Origin of the sequence: Paenibacillus sp. LK1 (assembly GCF_002750415.1) — a bacterium.
GTDB classification, from domain to species: Bacteria; Bacillota; Bacilli; order Paenibacillales; family Paenibacillaceae; genus Paenibacillus; species Paenibacillus taichungensis.
Window position 1 is genome coordinate 1 of the sequence record NZ_PEII01000025.1, and the last position, 16,056, is coordinate 16,056.

Below are 16,056 nucleotides of genomic sequence, written 5' to 3' on the forward strand. Positions count from 1 at the left end.
CTAGACCCGCATAGCGGCGAGCATCACGGGAGTCGATTAGCACGGTACTGCCACTTGCCGAAGCCTGCTGTACTTCCTCTAAACTTGCCAGCATGGCTGGCTGCGCGTTCACCTCAAACGAAGCCGGGATCTGAACCGGCACATCCGTAGTCACTGGAAACTTGGCATTCTGCCAGGCGGAGAACCCTTCGTCCATGACATACACCTGTTCATGTCCCAGATAACGAAGTAACCACCACAACCGCGATGCGTTCATACCACCTTGGTCATCGTAGGCAATAATGCGTGCATTCGAGCCGATGCCAGCTTTGGAGAGACGACTTGCAAGTTCAGCCGGATCTGGCAGCGGGTGACGCCCTCCGTGCGTAGATATAGGAGCGGACAGATCTTTTTCGAGATCGAGATAAACGGCACCTGGAATATGTCCAGCCTCGTAAGCTTGTCTTCCGGCATCCGGTTGACCGAGCAGAAATCGGCAATCGGCAATGACGACATCTGGTTCATACATTCTGGCGAGCAGCCAGCGCATAGATACAATATTTTTCATGAAATACACCGCCTATATGTAATGGGATGGATTCAACCGGAATCTGCGTGGTACAGGTCCCAGTTGTTTTTTACAGATATCCGAATACAAACGCAAGTTACACCACTGTAGGTTCGACTGGTCCTTTTCCAGCTATCGGAGCATCTGAGGGAATGGGCTGTGGTTTGGTTTTGCCATACCGAATGAAGATCCATACCCCGAAAATAATGACAACCCCGGCAGACAACTGAAGCCCGTTGAGGGATTCACCGAGTAGCATCCAGGCCAATAGAGAGGAAAATACAGGTTCCCCCAGTACCCCCATCGATACCGTCGTAGCATTCATATATTGAAGCAGCCAGTTGAAAAGATAATGCCCAAAGATCGTTGGCACGATTGCGAGCAACAGGAAAATTCCCCACTCGGAAGCCGCATAACCGCCAAACGGGTGACCATTAGCCAGATTATATACCGCAAGCGTACAGGCAGCTACGAAAAATACCCAGAAGTTATACGAAAAGGCACTTAGTCCGGCACGCAAAAACTGTCCAAGCAGCATGTGTACCGCCACAGCGATCGTTCCGAGCAAAGAAAGAATATCCCCCCGTAGCGCTGTGCCTGCCAACTGGAAATCTCCAGCTCCAATAGCGATCGATCCAAGCAGGGCAACGCCCATACCGATGATCATCATGCGGTTGATTTTGGCTTTGAACAGCCAGACAGAACCGGCGAGAATTAATATAGGCTCCAAAGCGAGAATGACCGTTGAACTGGCTACACTCGTAAGCCGAAGCGATCCCATCCAGAGCAGAAAGTGCAGTGCAAGCATCACGCCGGATGCGAGCAGTAAAGCCCACTGTCTGAAGTTTAAACGCATCATCTCGTGCCGATATTTCCACACAAAAGGCAGCATCAGCAGATTGGTGAGGAACAGTCGGTACATCGCGATGACGGCGACGTCGGCTGTGGACCAGCGTACAAAGATGGAAGAAAACGAAATGGCAATAATGCCGACAAAGAATAGCAGAAAGATCGATCTGCCGGCACGGTTCAAGCTAGTCATGGATGTAGCTCCTTCTTGAAGTCAAATGGCGTAAATCAATTTATTATACAGGAGATTGTATCCGCAGGAAAAGCATAAGAAAAGAAATAGATAAGTAGATTGTAACCGGCCTTGTAACTATTCTGTCATTCTCCAGGACCATTTTTCTATTAATCTTCTATATAGAGACATGAAACGATATAATGTACCAATAATCGGGAAAAAATGAAAGTAAGGAAGTGGCCTGGAAGTGAGAGTTCAACAACAGAGAGCGGGAGAGAGTGGCGGCATTCCGCATAGAACAAGCCGAACCAAGACGCATGGAAGAAGAAAAATCCGGTATGGGAGACTGAGTGCTGCGCTGGCGCTTCTGGCACTGCTCATTATCGGTTTAACATATGCATTCATTGGCATGACGCACTGGATCAAGGATTATGTAGCACCTCCGCCAGTAGCTGCGATTGAACAGCCAACCAAGCTTGGCATGATTGAAATGACACCGGAATCCAAAGAGGAACCTGCGCGGTTCCAGGGTCAGGTGCGCAAGCTGGCATACATAACGTTTGATGATGGACCAAGTGTATATACCGATCAACTGTTGGATATTTTGAAACAGCATGAGGCAAAGGCAACCTTTTTCATGATTGGACGTCAGTTGAATCAACACAAGGAAGCAGTGGAGCGGCTTGTCAAAGAGGGCAGTTATCCGGGGCTTCACAGCATGACACATAACTATAACAAATTGTATAAGAGCGGAAGCTCCTCTAATTTTGTGAAGGAGTTCAAAAAGGAGCAGAAGATGGTCAAGGATCTGATCGGTTTTACGCCGCATCTGATTCGTGCTCCATACGGCAGTAGTCCCCAGATCGGAGAAGACTTCAGGGGCGACATTGCTGCGGCTGGATTTAAAATGTGGGATTGGACCACCGACTCCCTCGACTGGAATCTTCCCGGTCAGCCGGACAAAATCGTGGAACGGGTTAGCAGCAGTGTACATCGGGATAAGGAAGTGATTCTGATGCATGAGCGAGAGCAAACGGTACAGGCACTGCCACGCATTTTGAAACTGCTCGAAGATCGGGGTTATGAGTTTGAGGTCTACGATCCGAATGCACATTGGGTATCCAATTTTAGCGCAGACACCCGCCTGTAAGAATAACAACATAGCAGTTGCAAGAGAGGAGGCACCCCGAGGTGCTTAAAAGAAAAAAGATAGCTTTGGCCGGGGTCAGCATATTGCTGGCTCTGCTTGTCAGTGCTTGCGGTCAGCCACAGGAACCTGCGGCAAATCAAGTCAATCAATTAATTCTTACCGATCAGGAGATGAACCAGAGCCTGAAGGAACTTGTTCATCATGAACGGGAAGACATGGAATTATACGGATCGATACTGAGTAAAGGAAAGAACAAAAACAGTAATCTGGAGGCCTTGCTCGATCAGGCAAACGGACATATTGCCGAGCGAAGAACATTGCTGGAACAAGCTGAAGCCGTGATGAGCCGGACTAAAGAACAGATGGAAGAGCTGCGAACTTCATTGGATCAGTTATCCTTTGAAAAAGAAGAGAACCTGGCTCAAGCCCACACGGTATTGGATCAGTATGAGCAAAGAGCTGCGTCATTTGAAGCGTTTGTTGCCTCCTATAGGCAGAGCCTTGATGCGGACGAGCAGTTATATGCATTGATGAGAGGCAATGTGGAGCCCAATTTGGTTAAAATCAAACGTGCGATTCGGGAACGGAACAGCCAATATGCCAAAGTTGCCGAGTTAAGACAGCAGTTTAACAAGCAGACAAAAGCTTTTAACGGAGCCAACGCGAAACTTGTGCAAATGGAGCAAGCCGGTTGAGTATTCATGGTGTCAAAGAAGCATTGAACACTTTCTATGATTGAGCGACGGGTCAGCCGTGTAAGTAATACTAAGCTGTCAAGTTAACAAGTCAGGCAACATGGACAAACATCATTGCGTATAAGCTAACGGAGGTGTTCATATGCGAAATACTATGAATATTAGTGCATCATTACTTGTTTTGGTTATGGGATTCTCGCTTGTGGCCTGCGGCAATAGTAGCCCTACTGCTCAGTCACCCGCGAATAATACAGAAGAACAGACACCGGCACCAGGGAAGCAGCCTGAGGAAAGTGCTGTGATTGAAGCGGAAGGCATTTTGACCGGATGGGCAGATCCGCACACTGTTGAAATTCGTGTGAAAGAGGAACCGATGTCTTTCCAGGTGGGTGAAGATCTGCAGAAATCTTTGGATGACATTGACGATGAAGATTCCGTTCAATTCAAATATGTAGAGAAAGCCATTCAAGGCGATACAACGATTAAACAGCTGGTGCTTACGGAAATCGCCAAGGTCGAGTCCAATGATGGTAACGGTACGAATGCAGGTGGTAATGTTACATCTGATCGTGCCAAAACATCCGAGCTGGAAGTGACCGTGGAAGGCATGACCGAAAAGCGCCCGGTTACACTGGCTCAAGGCAAAGGGTATTCATTATATGTGTTTGAACCAATGGTTTACGATGCGGATGATCATGAATTGACCATGAAGATTGATCCGGATTACGAGGTCGAGATTGAAAAACTGCCTTCGGATTATAACCTAAATGAACTGAAAGTGGATGCGAAGAAAGATCTGTCAGAAACCGGAGCGGTCAAGCAATTAAGTGAGGAAAAGCTTAGCAATGGTCCGATGAAAGAGGCAAAATTGTTCATGATGTCTCAAAACAATAAGAAAACGGAGTATTTCATCGTGAAAGAGCTGGATGGCAATGGCTTCGCTTTCCATATCCATGCACCGGTTGGCGAACCTTCAGAGGGCTTCCTGCCTATGGTTTATGCCTCCATCAATTCCATCATGAACGAGTAAGCGTGCTTCGATAATAAATATGTATGCCGTGAGTTTGAAAAGCCGGAAGGAACGATGCGATAAGCATAGGTTCCTCCCGGCTTTTTGTTCGTATGTCTATTCAGTTTGCGGGATCAAACTCTTTGACCTATTGTTAATCAGGTTAAAATGGTTGATTCCTGTCGCCCTTTGAGCTCTTCATAACGGGCAACGGCATGCTGATGGACGGGATGTTCCTCGGGAATTCCCATGTGCTCACGAATGAAGGCAGAGACGCCATCTTCGCGAATCAGGTGTTGGAGCTTTATGGCTTCCTCGTCATGTTCATGATTGAACAGCATCGCGGCTGCCATAGCGGAAGTTAAATGAGGAATTTCAATTCCGAATTCGCAGGCCTGCATCGCTGGGCGAACAAGCCGGTCGTAAGGCGATAACTTGCGAAGGGGCGAACGTCCGACCCGTGTTACCTGATCCGTCAGGTTCGGATTGGCAAAACGTTCGAGAATCGTATCGATATATTTGCTGTGTTTCTGTGGATTAAAACCGTGCTTGGCGATGAGCATGGCTCCGGTTTCTTCCATCACTTTGCGTACCTTGGCACGAAGAGGTGCATGACTCATAGCTTGCCGGATCGTCTTAAATCCTTCAAGATATCCGAAGTATGCGGCAACGCAGTGACCGGTATTTACCGTAAACATTTTGCGCTCAATATAAGGTTCAAGAGAGTCCACGTAGTGCACACCTTCAATTTCCTTAAATCCTTCCAGCAGTGCAGGGCGATGAACCACCCATTCATAGAAAGGCTCAACGGTAACTTGTAGCGGGTCTTTATGATCCTGAGCGGGGACGATGCGGTCAACCGCTGCATTGGGGAATGAGACATAGCGCTCTGCTTTTTCACGGGTTTCTACATCCAGAAACGGATATATCCGTTTTTTCAGCCGAGTGCTGCCTCCGATGGCATTTTCGCAAGCGATAATGTGAAGTGGTGCAGAATTATTATTTTTCATACGCAGATAGATGCCTTTGGCGATCGGTTCAGCGATATCTTCCAGCGCCGATACACCGACGGCTGTTGTGATCAGATCTGCCGAAGCAATCACTTCAGCAACGCGATCCTGTTCGCCGACACTAATGGCGGTTACGTTATTCACAATCGTTGTATCCTGATCCGCATTTGCGAGGGTAATGGGATATTCCTGCCTCTTTTGAAGCATGGCGATTTTCTTCGGGTTACGTGCGACAAAGCAGACTTCATAATCGGAAGCGGACAACATATGACCGATAAATCCGCGGCCAATATTGCCCGCACCAAAATGTACAGCTTTCATGTGTGAACTCCCCCTTTAAAGTTTGAAATGCGAAATTCGTTCAGTCTTTAGACCGTAGTGACGAGTGGTTTCGAAATCAAATCGTTAAATTCGAGGTCGGTCAGGCATGACAGCCGTTGGTGAGGCATATCGAAATCAAGTGTCCCGGTAATGGTATTCGAGATGACAACGCAGTGAATACCAGCCGCAGCAGCTGCACGCGCGCCGTTAGGTGAATCCTCAATCGCTACGGCTTCGTCTGCAGTTACTCCAAGGGCTTCAAGTGCTTGATTGTACAATGCAGGATCAGGCTTCACATGGGCAACATCATCTGCGGTGCGAATGACTTCAAAGTAATCCTTCAGCTTGAGCTGCTCCAGATGCTGTTCAACCCACTCTCGTTTGGAGCTTGAAGCGACAGCAAGTTTCAATCCAGCTTTGCGTGCAGCTTCCAGGTAGTTCTGGATACCGGGTCTTACCTGTTCTTTGTTCATTAATGTTGCATGATGCAACTGAACGGATTCCCTGAACGCTTCCCGATCGATCGGAAGATTCAAATCTGTGATGAGGTACTCATAAGGATTAAATGTTTTCAGACTGGTACCGATGCATTGCGAGTACATCTCCAGGGTTAAGTCTACGCCGTGTTCCTTGTAGGCATCACGAAAAGCAACATACCATGCTGTCTCCGTATCAATAATCGTTCCATCGAAATCAAAAACCAGTGCCTTAATCATAAATTTGTTCCTCCTGTTTCAGAATTAGTTTTGGGATAAAGCTAAATGAATTTCTCTGCAAATACACTCCGTAATCTTTTGACTTGCGGTACATTAGTTGACGCGAAAGCTGAGTTATAAATATTAATTTGGGAAAAAACAGGTGTATAAGCTAATAAAACCGTAACATAGGACAATCGGAAGGGTCAAGCGCGTTATGATTGTTTACATGTAAAACTTGCACATGGATGATGTGTTTTCAGAAAATTGTAAAAGTGGAAAAACGTTATACCCTTTGCGTGTAAGCGGTGTACTGGAAAACCTGTATTTTCAGTTTAAACGTATCAAACTTTTTTTAAGAAATTTTGGATAATTCAACCGTTCAACAGCTTTCGACACTTTTATAATAGAAGAAAGGCAACTCAGCATAGGGTTAAAATAAATTTGCAATCGAACTAACCTATTAAAATTCTTTACGCCATATCAAGCCATGTGGGAGAATGGAAGAAGTCATTTGAGAGTTAAATCGCGGAGGAGGGATCGAAGATGCTGTATAAGGATCGTTTCCAAGGTTGTTTGATTGGGCTTGCAGCGGGAGATGCACTGGGAACCACAGTGGAATTCAGCAGTCCTGGCACATTTAAGCCTGTTACCGATATTGTGGGCGGCGGGGTATTCGATTTGGCACCTGGACAGTGGACGGATGATACGTCGATGGCCCTGTGTCTGGCAGAAAGCTTGGTGAGAAAAGAGAACTTTGATCCCGGGGATCAGATGCGCAGATATACGAATTGGTATCAGGTGGGTTATATGAGCAGTACAGGAACCTGCTTTGATATTGGCGGGGCTACTCGCAGTGCCCTTGAACGGTTTGCAGCAACCGGTGAAGCGTATAGTGGTTCAACCAACCCGATGACTGCTGGGAATGGATCAATTATGCGGCTCGCACCTGTAGCTATGGCATATGCCAACCAGCCGGATCAAGCAGTGCGGTATGCTGGGTTGAGTTCCAGAACGACACATGCTGCTGTTGAAAGTGTGGAAGCATGTGAAGTGCTGGCAGCAATATTGGTTGCAGGACTGCGTGGAGCGGACAAGGATGTCATATTACGGCCTGCTACCTGCCGTCAGTGGAGGGAAGAGAAATCTTTTTCACCAGCGATTGAAGAAATAGTCCAGGGATCATACCGGGATAAAGCACCGCCTGATATTCAGGGGAGCGGCTATGTTGTTCGTTCACTTGAAGCAGCGTTATGGGCATTCCATCAATCATCGACCTTCGAAGAGGGGGCGCTGCTGGCAGTGAATCTGGGTGATGATGCGGACACCACGGGAGCGGTATATGGGCAAATTGCCGGGGCGTACTATGGATTAAGCGGCATTCCGGCACACTGGCGAGAGAGGCTGGCTATGCAGGATACGCTAAGCGAATTGTCAGAGGCATTGTGGTCAAAGGCGGAAGCTAGATAGAAGAGACAGGAGAAGAGAACATCATATGCGTAAGACAGAGTCATCTCAAACGGAATCGCAAGTTACGAAATCTGCTAAACGAGGGGCGTTTCCTTTATCCCTTTTATGTCTGACGGTAGGAGCTTTTGCCATTGGCATGACAGAGTTTATTATTATGGGCCTTCTGCCCAATGTAGCGACGGATCTGAATGTGAGTATCCCCCAAGCAGGGCAGTTAATTACGGGTTACGCGCTTGGTGTGGCGGTGGGTGCGCCTATACTAACCGTGTTCACGCACAAGATACCGCAGAAAAAACTGCTGGTACTGCTGATGTGTATTTTTATCATCGGTAATGCATTGTCTGTTATTGCACCAACTTACGGGTTGCTCATCTCGGCACGTATTCTAACGGCATTTGCCCACGGTACGTTTCTGGGTGTAGGCTCGCTGATGGCAACACGATTGGTTGCACCGGAGAGAAGGGCAGGGGCAGTATCCGTAGTCCTGGCTGGATTAACGATTGCCAACATTATCGGTGTGCCGTTTGGTACCTTCATTGGGCAGCAGCTAGGATGGCGGTCATCATTCGGAGCCATTACCATTCTGGGCATCATCTCATTGATGGGTATCATTCGTTTTATTCCGGTGATTCAGCAGGGACCACCAGCAAACCTGGGACAGCAATTCCGGAATCTGATTCGCCCCCAAGTGTTATTAATATTGCTGATTGGTGCGCTGGGCTGTGGAAGCCTGTTCGCTGTGTTCACCTATATAACACCAATGCTTGTCGATATTAGTGGATTTGCGGAGCAGAGCGTGACCTGGATTCTGGTGCTGTTCGGTGTCGGCGTTACATTGGGTAATATACTGGGGGGCCGTCTGGCAGACTGGAAGTTGATGCCTTCGTTGATGGTTAACTTCGGTATATTGGCAGTTCTGTTGGCGGCCTTAACGTTGACATTGGACAATCCGTATCTCGCGGTAATGACCATCTTCTGTTGGGGCGTTGCGGCTTTTGGTATTATGCCAGGGTTGCAAATTCGAATTATGAATATGACTCGCGAGGCACCGCTGCTGGCGACAACGTCGAGTCACTCGGCCTTTAATCTGGGCAACGCAGGTGGTGCCTATTTGGGCGGGTTTGCAATCACGCATACCGGACTTATCTCAGTACCGTTGTATGCAGCAGTTATTGCAGCACTTGGACTTGTTGGATTACTCATTAGCGTGACAATGGAACGCAAAACGAGAATGCCGGAAATCGCAGATGCTGTAGAGCCGGCACCGGTGAATTAAATACAGATAGGTAGACGCAGCCTTCACTCCGCATTAACGTGTGGATGGAGGCTGTTCTATGGATGGATTACAGTTTCAACTAGAAAAAGACAAACCAGCCAAGTTACAGTATTATTGGTATATCATAATAATTAGAAAGGATGGATTTCAATTTGAATAAAACATTTGCTATGTTAATAAGCTTCTTATTGGTGTTTCTATTTATAATCCCAATAAGTGATGCGAATGCAGCCGGGTCGAGCACAGTAACGACAAAAATTTACTCGTATAAAGGGCAAAAGTATGTTCAAATAATTGGCGGCGATCAAAAGGTCAGGGATAAAATAAATAAAACACTCAAAATCCATGCCGTAAATGCCGCTATACAGAATACATATCTAAAAAAACAGCAAGATTACTTTTACTGGAATACAACTGCACAGACTAAATACAATCAAAACAACCTACTATCTATTGTATATACAGATTATAATTTCAGAGGCGGCGCGCACGGGTATGAAGAAGTAACGACTTATAATTATGATCTAACAACAGGAAAACGCCTCTACTTGAACCAGGTGATTCAAACCAATAAACAAGCTGTTAATCTAGCTGAGGGTATTGAATCAGACCTAAAGAGTAATGAGAATGTTTTCCCGGACAGTTTTTATAACTTTCCCTTGTCGAATACATCTAACTTTTACTACCAAAACACAGGAATTGTCTTGGTATTTAATCCATACGAAGTTGGGCCTTATGCGGCGGGATTTATAGAGGTGAAAGTTCCTTTCTCCAAAATTCAGTCTGAACTGAGCAGGCCATTTTTTGATTTAAATAAAAACTCCATTCAAGAGTTGAAGAGTGGGAGAATACCGGGGTTTGAAAATATAAGCTTTGGACAAACGAAAGCAGAAGTATCAAAAGCGCTGAAAAGTTCAAATAGTGAACCCTATTATGAACCGGAAATGGGAGGACTTTTCTGGATATTTGAAGGGGTAGAGTATGCTTCCTTTAATTTTGGGGAGGGAGACACAGACCGTCTTGAACATATTTTTTTGAGTTGGAAAACTCTCCCTATGAAAACCTTCAGTGACATTGAGAAGATGTTGGGAAAAGGTCAAAAGGGTGAAAACCCTGATATTCAAGGAGAATATTTACTCTCCTATCGTTTTGGGGACACCCGGGTCCATTTCGCCTCCAATTCAACCGAGGGACTTATCCATGGCATTACAATCTCACATTACTAAGAAAAGATGCTGATTTTGTACTCTCCAAATGTCGGGGCGGCAACATTGTACCATAGGAAGTCGCTAAATCTAGCGGCTTTTTTCCTTTCGTTGTAGGAGTTGCTATATATTAATTCTTGTTTCCACTCGGACTTGAAAGGATCGTTATTGTGAGAAAAATAATTAATTATATTCTAATCTTGCTGATCATTTGGGTAGCGCTGCTGTATCCTATTCGTTCTGCGTGGTTTGAAGGTGTAAATCAGATTCCTGAAGATCTTCATGGTATTTATTTACTGTTCTTGTTCTTTGGATATCTTATTTGTTCATCTGGGATGGGGCTTATGCTTTACAAGATGTGTTTTAAACGAAAAGAATAGTAATTACAGCAGTTTGATATCATTCATTTTTCCAAGGAGAAGGTGACAACTTGTACTACTACAAAGGTGCGTTCAGAGAAACGGACAATTTTATTTATTTCAAAAGCGATGTTCAATTAGCTGAGAATGATGTCGTGATATTTGGTGAGAAGAAGTATTTTATCGATAGTGTCGAGAAAGAATTCCTCATCCTTCAAAAGGTGGGCTCGATTGTTTCAGTGAGTGTATAAATCTCCGCGAATAACTTCCCTTTTTCAAGTGTACGTGCACTTCTGGGCACACGCCTACATACAATAAATCGACCCTGTTCCCACATGTGCTCAGGCCAGATCGTTGTAAAACTGCAGGAGGTGTCATCTGTGCCCGGATTGTTTACCGCAATTGCCCTTTTCATCAAAGAGTTAACGTTACTCGTCTCGTATGTCAAAAATAATGCATTTCCCCAGCCACTGGCTGAGGATGATGAAGCCAAACATTTACGCCTTATGGCTGAAGGCAACGCACATTCGCGTAATTTGCTTATCGAACACAATCTGCGCCTCGTCGCGCATATCGTCAAGAAATTTGACAATACTGGCGAAGACCAGGAAGACTTGATTTCGATCGGAACGATTGGTTTGATTAAGGCGATCGAAAGTTTTCAACAAGGCAAAGGGACCAAACTCGCTACGTTTGCTGCCCGTTGTATTGAAAACGAAATACTTATGCATTTGCGTTCCCTGAAGAAAACACGCAAAGACGTTTCCCTTCATGATCCAATCGGAACCGACAAAGAGGGCAATGAAATTACATTAATTGATATTCTCGGAACAGAAGCCGACGACGTTGTAGATAAGGTACAACTCAAGATTGAAAAAAGTAAGATTTACCGCAATCTCGACATCTTGGATGATCGGGAGAAGGAAGTTGTTATTGGCCGATTCGGCTTGGAGGCAGGCGGGGAAGAGCGCACCCAACGCGAGATAGCCAAGGAACTTGGCATCTCACGCTCCTATGTATCACGGATTGAGAAGAGGGCGCTTATGAAGCTGTATCACGAGTTTTATAAACACAAATAATCGTTGACCAGATCAGAGGGCGCCTTTTCAAAAGGTGGCCTCTTTGCTGCGCAAAAAAATCTAAAAGAATTATAGGTATTCACGACAGATTATTATATGATGAGTTGTTATACAAGTTTGACATCGTAGAGAGCATGTGCAGAAAGAGAGTGGTGGTTTACCATGCAAGAAGAAACATTAACACGAGGATTAAAGAACAGGCACGTGCAACTGATGGCGATTGGAGGTGCAATCGGTACAGGTCTGTTTCTCGGAGCAGGCAAAACGATTCAACTGACAGGGCCATCCATCTTGCTGGCCTATATTATTACGGGTATTGTGTTATTTCTCATCATGCGTGCATTGGGGGAACTGCTGCTAAGCAACTTGCAGTATCACTCCTTTGTTGATTTTGTGCGTGATTACCTGGGGAACATGGCGGCATTTATTACAGGTTGGACCTACTGGTTCTGCTGGATTTCCATTGCGATGGCTGATATTACGGCAGTTGGATTGTATACGCAGTTCTGGTTTCCGCAAGTACCCCAATGGATGCCCGGATTGATTGCACTGATCGTTTTACTGATCATGAATCTGGCAACGGTTAAGCTGTTTGGTGAAATGGAATTCTGGTTTGCCCTGATAAAAGTATTGGCCATACTGGCACTGATTGTTGTTGGTCTTTATATGATCTTCAAAGGTTTTACCACGGATCAAGGGCCTGCGAGTTTCACCAATCTGTGGAGTCATGGGGGATGGTTTCCGAATGGAATACATGGATTCATCATATCATTCCAGATGGTGGTGTTCGCCTTTGTAGGCATGGAACTGGTGGGATTGACAGCGGGAGAAACCGAGAACCCGGAGAAGGTTATTCCGAGAGCGATTAACCAGATTCCCATCCGTGTCTTGCTTTTCTATGTTGGCGCACTGCTGATTATTATGAGTATCTACCCATGGAACGCAATTGTGCCCAGCGAGAGTCCGTTTGTTCAGGTATTTGCAGCCGTGGGCATTGCAGCAGCTGCCGGCATTGTGAATTTTGTGGTACTAACATCTGCTGCTTCGGCCTGTAACAGCGCCATTTTCAGCACAAGCCGTATGGTGTTCTCCATGGCGAAGGATCGCAACGCGCCCACTTCGTTCGCACGATTGAATAACAGAAAGGTTCCTTCCAATGCGCTTTTTTTCTCCACGATCGTTATTCTGATTGCGATTGTTCTGAACTATGTGATGCCGGAGGGGGTATTTACGCTGATCACCAGTGTCTCTACGGTCTGTTTCATCTTCGTCTGGGGCATTATGGTGATTTGTCATCTCCGATACCGCCGTACCCGCCCGGAACTGGCGAGCCGGAGTCGCTTTAGACTGCCACTCTATCCATTCTCCAACTACTTGATTCTGACGTTTTTGGTATTTGTGTTGGTGATTCTGGCATTGGCTGAGGATACGCGTGTAGCGCTATTTGTTACCCCTGCATGGTTCCTCCTTATGGCAGTGATATATATTTGTAAAAAGAAAAACGTGTAACAAAGAAAAATACAAGTCGCCCATGACTCGGACTGCAATTCAATTCGTAGATACAACGTACCATTGGAGCTGCACTTTAGAGGAAGGGCGACTTTGTTGTGCTCGGGGTTGATTTTAATTCCCCCGATTTAACCATTTCAGGATGATCTCCACAACTTCCAAATATCGCTGGCCGACGAGCAATCCGGTATGGGTTGTATCCCACAGCCCTGCATATTCAGCGCCAAGCTGTTCTGCAGTCAATTGACCTCTTCGCTCCTCATCATCGGATTCTACGGCTTTGATGACCAGACTTGGACATGTAATTAAATTGCCGTTGATGGATACACCGCCGCTTGACCCAAATGCTGCCGAGAACGTGAGAAATGCCTTCGCTGACTCCATCTGCAGATATTTACGCTGAAATGCAATATCCTCTGCTGATTCGTCAATACTGTTGTGCTCTTCGCGGGCCGGGGGAGGGATGACAATGTCAGGTGTAATTCGATCACTCTCAGGATAGGGAATCAATTGATGAACTTCCTGGCTTAGACTGGAATCAATCACGACCAATCCAGCTAAAGCAATTGTCTCGGCAATCTTCTGACTGAGTATTCCGCCCATGCTGAAGCCGATGAGAACAGGGGGTGCTGTACACTCTGCCAGAACTTCGCGGATATCCTCCAAATAGTCCTCAAACATAATTTTCGTCATGTCCATTACCCGGCTTTTGTAATGACTTCTGAGGTTCATAACGTAGCAGGTCCAGCCTTGTTCAACGAAGTGGGGGATATATTTGCTCCACATCCAGCTGCCTGTATATGCGCCATGAACAAACAAGAGAGGCGGCTTTGTTACTGAATTTACCGAGTGGGGAGCAATATCATCACCTTCATATATTTCAAGGTACAAATCATGTTTTCCTATCGTTTTGACTTCATGTTCAGGTAGCAATTGAGTAAAATCGATCATTAGGACAAACCTCCAAAATTAGTTTTATATCAAACTATTACTCCAAAAAAATTAGAAGTTGCCGTGAATTTTCATCAAAATTCGAAGCAGTTCTTTTTTTTCCGCTTCAGTAACATCCGCATAAAACGCGTCCAGCATACGACGTGAAATATGTTCAAATACTGGTTTAAGCTCTTCTCCTTTTGCAGTCAATGTCACATGGACAATCCGTGAATCTGTTGCATCACGTTCTTTGGCGACATAACCGTTGCGCACCAATTTGTCTACAAGCGCTGTGACTGTGGATTTATCCTTACCGATTTTTTTGGCGATTTCAGCCATGGTCATTCGGGAGTTATTGTACAGGGCGTAGATTATATCCCCATGTGACGTGGCCAGATCCTGAATTCCCTGCCCAGCCATCTCGGATAAAATGAAGCGGTTGACCTTCTCTTTAATTTTGGATATGAGTGATATAGCGTCTGTCGTTTTCATACATGTAATATAGTTTGTTATCAAACTAATGTCAAGCTCGGATTTTAAATGCTGACACATAAACGGAGAACAAAAAGAGCAGCGAGAAATCTTTTCTCCTGCTCTTCTGATTTTTCCATTCAAAATTGGAAGCAGATGTCCTGCAATTACTTGATCGGATTTGCTTTCATTTCCTGTTCCATCTTCTCAATGCCGTCCAGAATTTGATATCCATAACCCCAGAACTGACTGAAATCTGTTACGTAAATTTGTTTGTTTTTGATGGCATTCATGCTTTGCAGTGCAGGGTTGGCATACAGATTTTGAATCAGCTTGTCGATATCCGGGGAACCGGCATAGGCGGATAAGAGCAAGTAGTCCGGGTTTGCCGTGATTAGCTGTTCCACACTGACTTCGCCTTGCACGCCATCAAATGTATTTTTCAGTTTCAACAGGCTCAGTGCATCCAACTGATACGTATCATTATGCATACTGCTCACAGTAATCGTGTCTTCCGTAGCAGGGACGATGTAGGCAAAACGATGCTCAGATTGATCCGCGACACTTGACTTGATGGCTTCAACACGAGCTTTCAGGCTTTCTGTGAATTTTGCGGCGTTGTCCTGTACATCGAAGATTTGACCCAACTGTGCAATATCATTATAGAGGCTGTCCAATGTCCCTTGATGATTCGTGGTTTGCAGGAAGGTCCGGATGTTCATGTCGTTCAAGCCATCCACGGTACCTACACCCCAGTCTGCGTCTGCAAAGAGGTCCCCACGTCCCAGCACCAGATCCGGACTTGCGCCTACAACGAGCTCTTTACCCACATAATCTTTGGACAAGACAGGAATTTTCGCAAAATCATCTGCGACATCAGGAGTAACCGTGCCATACAGTGCGGCGACTCCAACCATTTTATCGGTTAGCCCAAGCTTGATCAGCATCTCTGCAGCAGATTGGGTATTCGCGACGACACGCTCGGGGGCTTTCTCGAATGTTTGTGATTTTGGTTTCCACTCGCCACCTTCACCTGAGATGGTAAAGTTCTCAATCGTGAGCGGATAGGATGTTTTGCTTGTATTTTCTACTTGTGTTGCCGTTTCTGATGAATTGCTTCCCTCCACAACGGGGGTGGTAGTGGTGGAAGATGCTGCATTGGAACATGCGGCAATCAAGAGTAACAGGAGACTTAAAGAAGCGAACCAAATGGTTCTGAATTTGAATTTCATCTAGCGACGAGCCCCTTTTCTTTATGTTTTTTAAATTGACAAAGATAATCATTCTCAATTATAATCCGAGA

At 45.7% G+C, this 16,056-nt stretch carries 16 protein-coding genes; 9 read left to right on the top strand and 7 right to left on the bottom strand.

Annotated features, from left to right (window positions below; translation table 11 throughout):
• On the bottom strand, nucleotides 1–547 hold a 547-nt coding region (locus CS562_RS31405), incomplete at its 3' end, for a sulfurtransferase (RefSeq protein WP_099859286.1).
• A 97-nt stretch (nucleotides 548–644) separates the two neighbouring features.
• On the bottom strand, nucleotides 645–1,589 hold the full coding sequence (locus CS562_RS31410) for a DMT family transporter (RefSeq protein WP_099859287.1): 945 nt from the start codon (nucleotides 1,587–1,589) through the stop codon (nucleotides 645–647).
• A 229-nt stretch (nucleotides 1,590–1,818) separates the two neighbouring features.
• Here CS562_RS31410 and CS562_RS31415 point away from each other — a divergent pair, with 229 nt between their 5' ends.
• The 3 genes from CS562_RS31415 (at nucleotide 1,819) to CS562_RS31425 (ending at nucleotide 4,446) form a co-directional block, all read left to right on the top strand.
• Nucleotides 1,819–2,721 (top strand): polysaccharide deacetylase family protein, encoded by a 903-nt coding sequence (locus CS562_RS31415; protein WP_254790409.1) that lies wholly within the window; start codon nucleotides 1,819–1,821, stop codon nucleotides 2,719–2,721.
• A gap of 41 nt (nucleotides 2,722–2,762) precedes the next feature.
• Nucleotides 2,763–3,416, top strand: a complete 654-nt coding sequence (locus tag CS562_RS31420; RefSeq protein WP_076288000.1) for a YkyA family protein — start codon at nucleotides 2,763–2,765, stop codon at nucleotides 3,414–3,416.
• 142 nt (nucleotides 3,417–3,558) lie between these two features.
• Nucleotides 3,559–4,446, top strand: a complete 888-nt coding sequence (locus CS562_RS31425) for a hypothetical protein (protein WP_076288001.1) — start codon at nucleotides 3,559–3,561, stop codon at nucleotides 4,444–4,446.
• A 137-nt stretch (nucleotides 4,447–4,583) separates the two neighbouring features.
• Here CS562_RS31425 and CS562_RS31430 read toward each other — a convergent pair whose 3' ends face one another.
• Nucleotides 4,584–5,756 (bottom strand): mannitol-1-phosphate 5-dehydrogenase, encoded by a 1,173-nt coding sequence (locus CS562_RS31430; protein WP_076288002.1) that lies wholly within the window; start codon nucleotides 5,754–5,756, stop codon nucleotides 4,584–4,586.
• A gap of 47 nt (nucleotides 5,757–5,803) precedes the next feature.
• Nucleotides 5,804–6,472 (bottom strand): HAD family hydrolase, encoded by a 669-nt coding sequence (locus CS562_RS31435; RefSeq protein WP_076288003.1) that lies wholly within the window; start codon nucleotides 6,470–6,472, stop codon nucleotides 5,804–5,806.
• 525 nt (nucleotides 6,473–6,997) lie between these two features.
• On the opposite strand from CS562_RS31435, the gene CS562_RS31440 reads away from it, so the two are divergent.
• The 6 genes from CS562_RS31440 (at nucleotide 6,998) to CS562_RS31470 (ending at nucleotide 13,349) form a co-directional block, all read left to right on the top strand.
• The gene (locus CS562_RS31440) at nucleotides 6,998–7,921 is read left to right on the top strand and encodes an ADP-ribosylglycohydrolase family protein (RefSeq protein ID WP_076288004.1); all 924 of its coding nucleotides are present in this window, start codon (nucleotides 6,998–7,000) and stop codon (nucleotides 7,919–7,921) included.
• A gap of 25 nt (nucleotides 7,922–7,946) precedes the next feature.
• Entirely contained in the window at nucleotides 7,947–9,197 is a 1,251-nt protein-coding gene (locus CS562_RS31445) for an MFS transporter (protein WP_099859288.1), read from the top strand.
• 152 nt (nucleotides 9,198–9,349) lie between these two features.
• Complete coding sequence (locus tag CS562_RS31450) at nucleotides 9,350–10,423, top strand: DUF3298 and DUF4163 domain-containing protein (protein WP_180287254.1); 1,074 nt, start codon at nucleotides 9,350–9,352, stop codon at nucleotides 10,421–10,423.
• A gap of 409 nt (nucleotides 10,424–10,832) precedes the next feature.
• Nucleotides 10,833–11,012 carry a hypothetical protein gene (locus CS562_RS31460; protein WP_063565447.1) on the top strand — a complete coding sequence of 60 codons (180 nt, stop codon included), beginning with the start codon at nucleotides 10,833–10,835 and terminating at the stop codon, nucleotides 11,010–11,012.
• 129 nt (nucleotides 11,013–11,141) lie between these two features.
• Nucleotides 11,142–11,840 carry an RNA polymerase sporulation sigma factor SigK gene (gene sigK, locus CS562_RS31465; protein WP_076288009.1) on the top strand — a complete coding sequence of 233 codons (699 nt, stop codon included), beginning with the start codon at nucleotides 11,142–11,144 and terminating at the stop codon, nucleotides 11,838–11,840.
• Nucleotides 11,841–12,002: 162 nt separating this feature from the next.
• The gene (locus tag CS562_RS31470) at nucleotides 12,003–13,349 is read left to right on the top strand and encodes an amino acid permease (RefSeq protein WP_099859291.1); all 1,347 of its coding nucleotides are present in this window, start codon (nucleotides 12,003–12,005) and stop codon (nucleotides 13,347–13,349) included.
• Nucleotides 13,350–13,463: 114 nt separating this feature from the next.
• Here CS562_RS31470 and CS562_RS31475 read toward each other — a convergent pair whose 3' ends face one another.
• The 3 genes from CS562_RS31475 to CS562_RS31485 all read right to left on the bottom strand — a co-directional run bounded on the left by CS562_RS31475 (nucleotide 13,464) and on the right by CS562_RS31485 (nucleotide 15,985).
• Entirely contained in the window at nucleotides 13,464–14,300 is an 837-nt protein-coding gene (locus tag CS562_RS31475; RefSeq protein ID WP_099859292.1) for an alpha/beta hydrolase, read from the bottom strand.
• A gap of 51 nt (nucleotides 14,301–14,351) precedes the next feature.
• Nucleotides 14,352–14,798, bottom strand: coding sequence for a MarR family winged helix-turn-helix transcriptional regulator (locus CS562_RS31480; RefSeq protein WP_256716749.1), 447 nt, complete (start codon nucleotides 14,796–14,798; stop codon nucleotides 14,352–14,354).
• Nucleotides 14,799–14,920: 122 nt separating this feature from the next.
• Nucleotides 14,921–15,985: an ABC transporter substrate-binding protein gene (locus tag CS562_RS31485; RefSeq protein WP_083678789.1), complete on the bottom strand. Its 1,065-nt coding sequence runs from the start codon at nucleotides 15,983–15,985 to the stop codon at nucleotides 14,921–14,923.
• Nucleotides 15,986–16,056: the final 71 nt, after the last annotated feature.

Bases quoted from the DNA above. Each gene is read 5' to 3' on its own strand.
- CS562_RS31410 (WP_099859287.1), bottom strand. From the start codon at position 1,589: ATGACTAGCTTGAACCGTGCCGGCAGATCGATCTTTCTGCTATTCTTT.
- CS562_RS31425 (WP_076288001.1), top strand. From the start codon at position 3,559: ATGCGAAATACTATGAATATTAGTGCATCATTACTTGTTTTGGTTATG.
- CS562_RS31430 (WP_076288002.1), bottom strand. From the start codon at position 5,756: ATGAAAGCTGTACATTTTGGTGCGGGCAATATTGGCCGCGGATTTATC.
- CS562_RS31435 (WP_076288003.1), bottom strand. From the start codon at position 6,472: ATGATTAAGGCACTGGTTTTTGATTTCGATGGAACGATTATTGATACG.
- CS562_RS31440 (WP_076288004.1), top strand. From the start codon at position 6,998: ATGCTGTATAAGGATCGTTTCCAAGGTTGTTTGATTGGGCTTGCAGCG.
- CS562_RS31445 (WP_099859288.1), top strand. From the start codon at position 7,947: ATGCGTAAGACAGAGTCATCTCAAACGGAATCGCAAGTTACGAAATCT.
- CS562_RS31470 (WP_099859291.1), top strand. From the start codon at position 12,003: ATGCAAGAAGAAACATTAACACGAGGATTAAAGAACAGGCACGTGCAA.
- CS562_RS31475 (WP_099859292.1), bottom strand. From the start codon at position 14,300: ATGATCGATTTTACTCAATTGCTACCTGAACATGAAGTCAAAACGATA.
- CS562_RS31485 (WP_083678789.1), bottom strand. From the start codon at position 15,985: ATGAAATTCAAATTCAGAACCATTTGGTTCGCTTCTTTAAGTCTCCTG.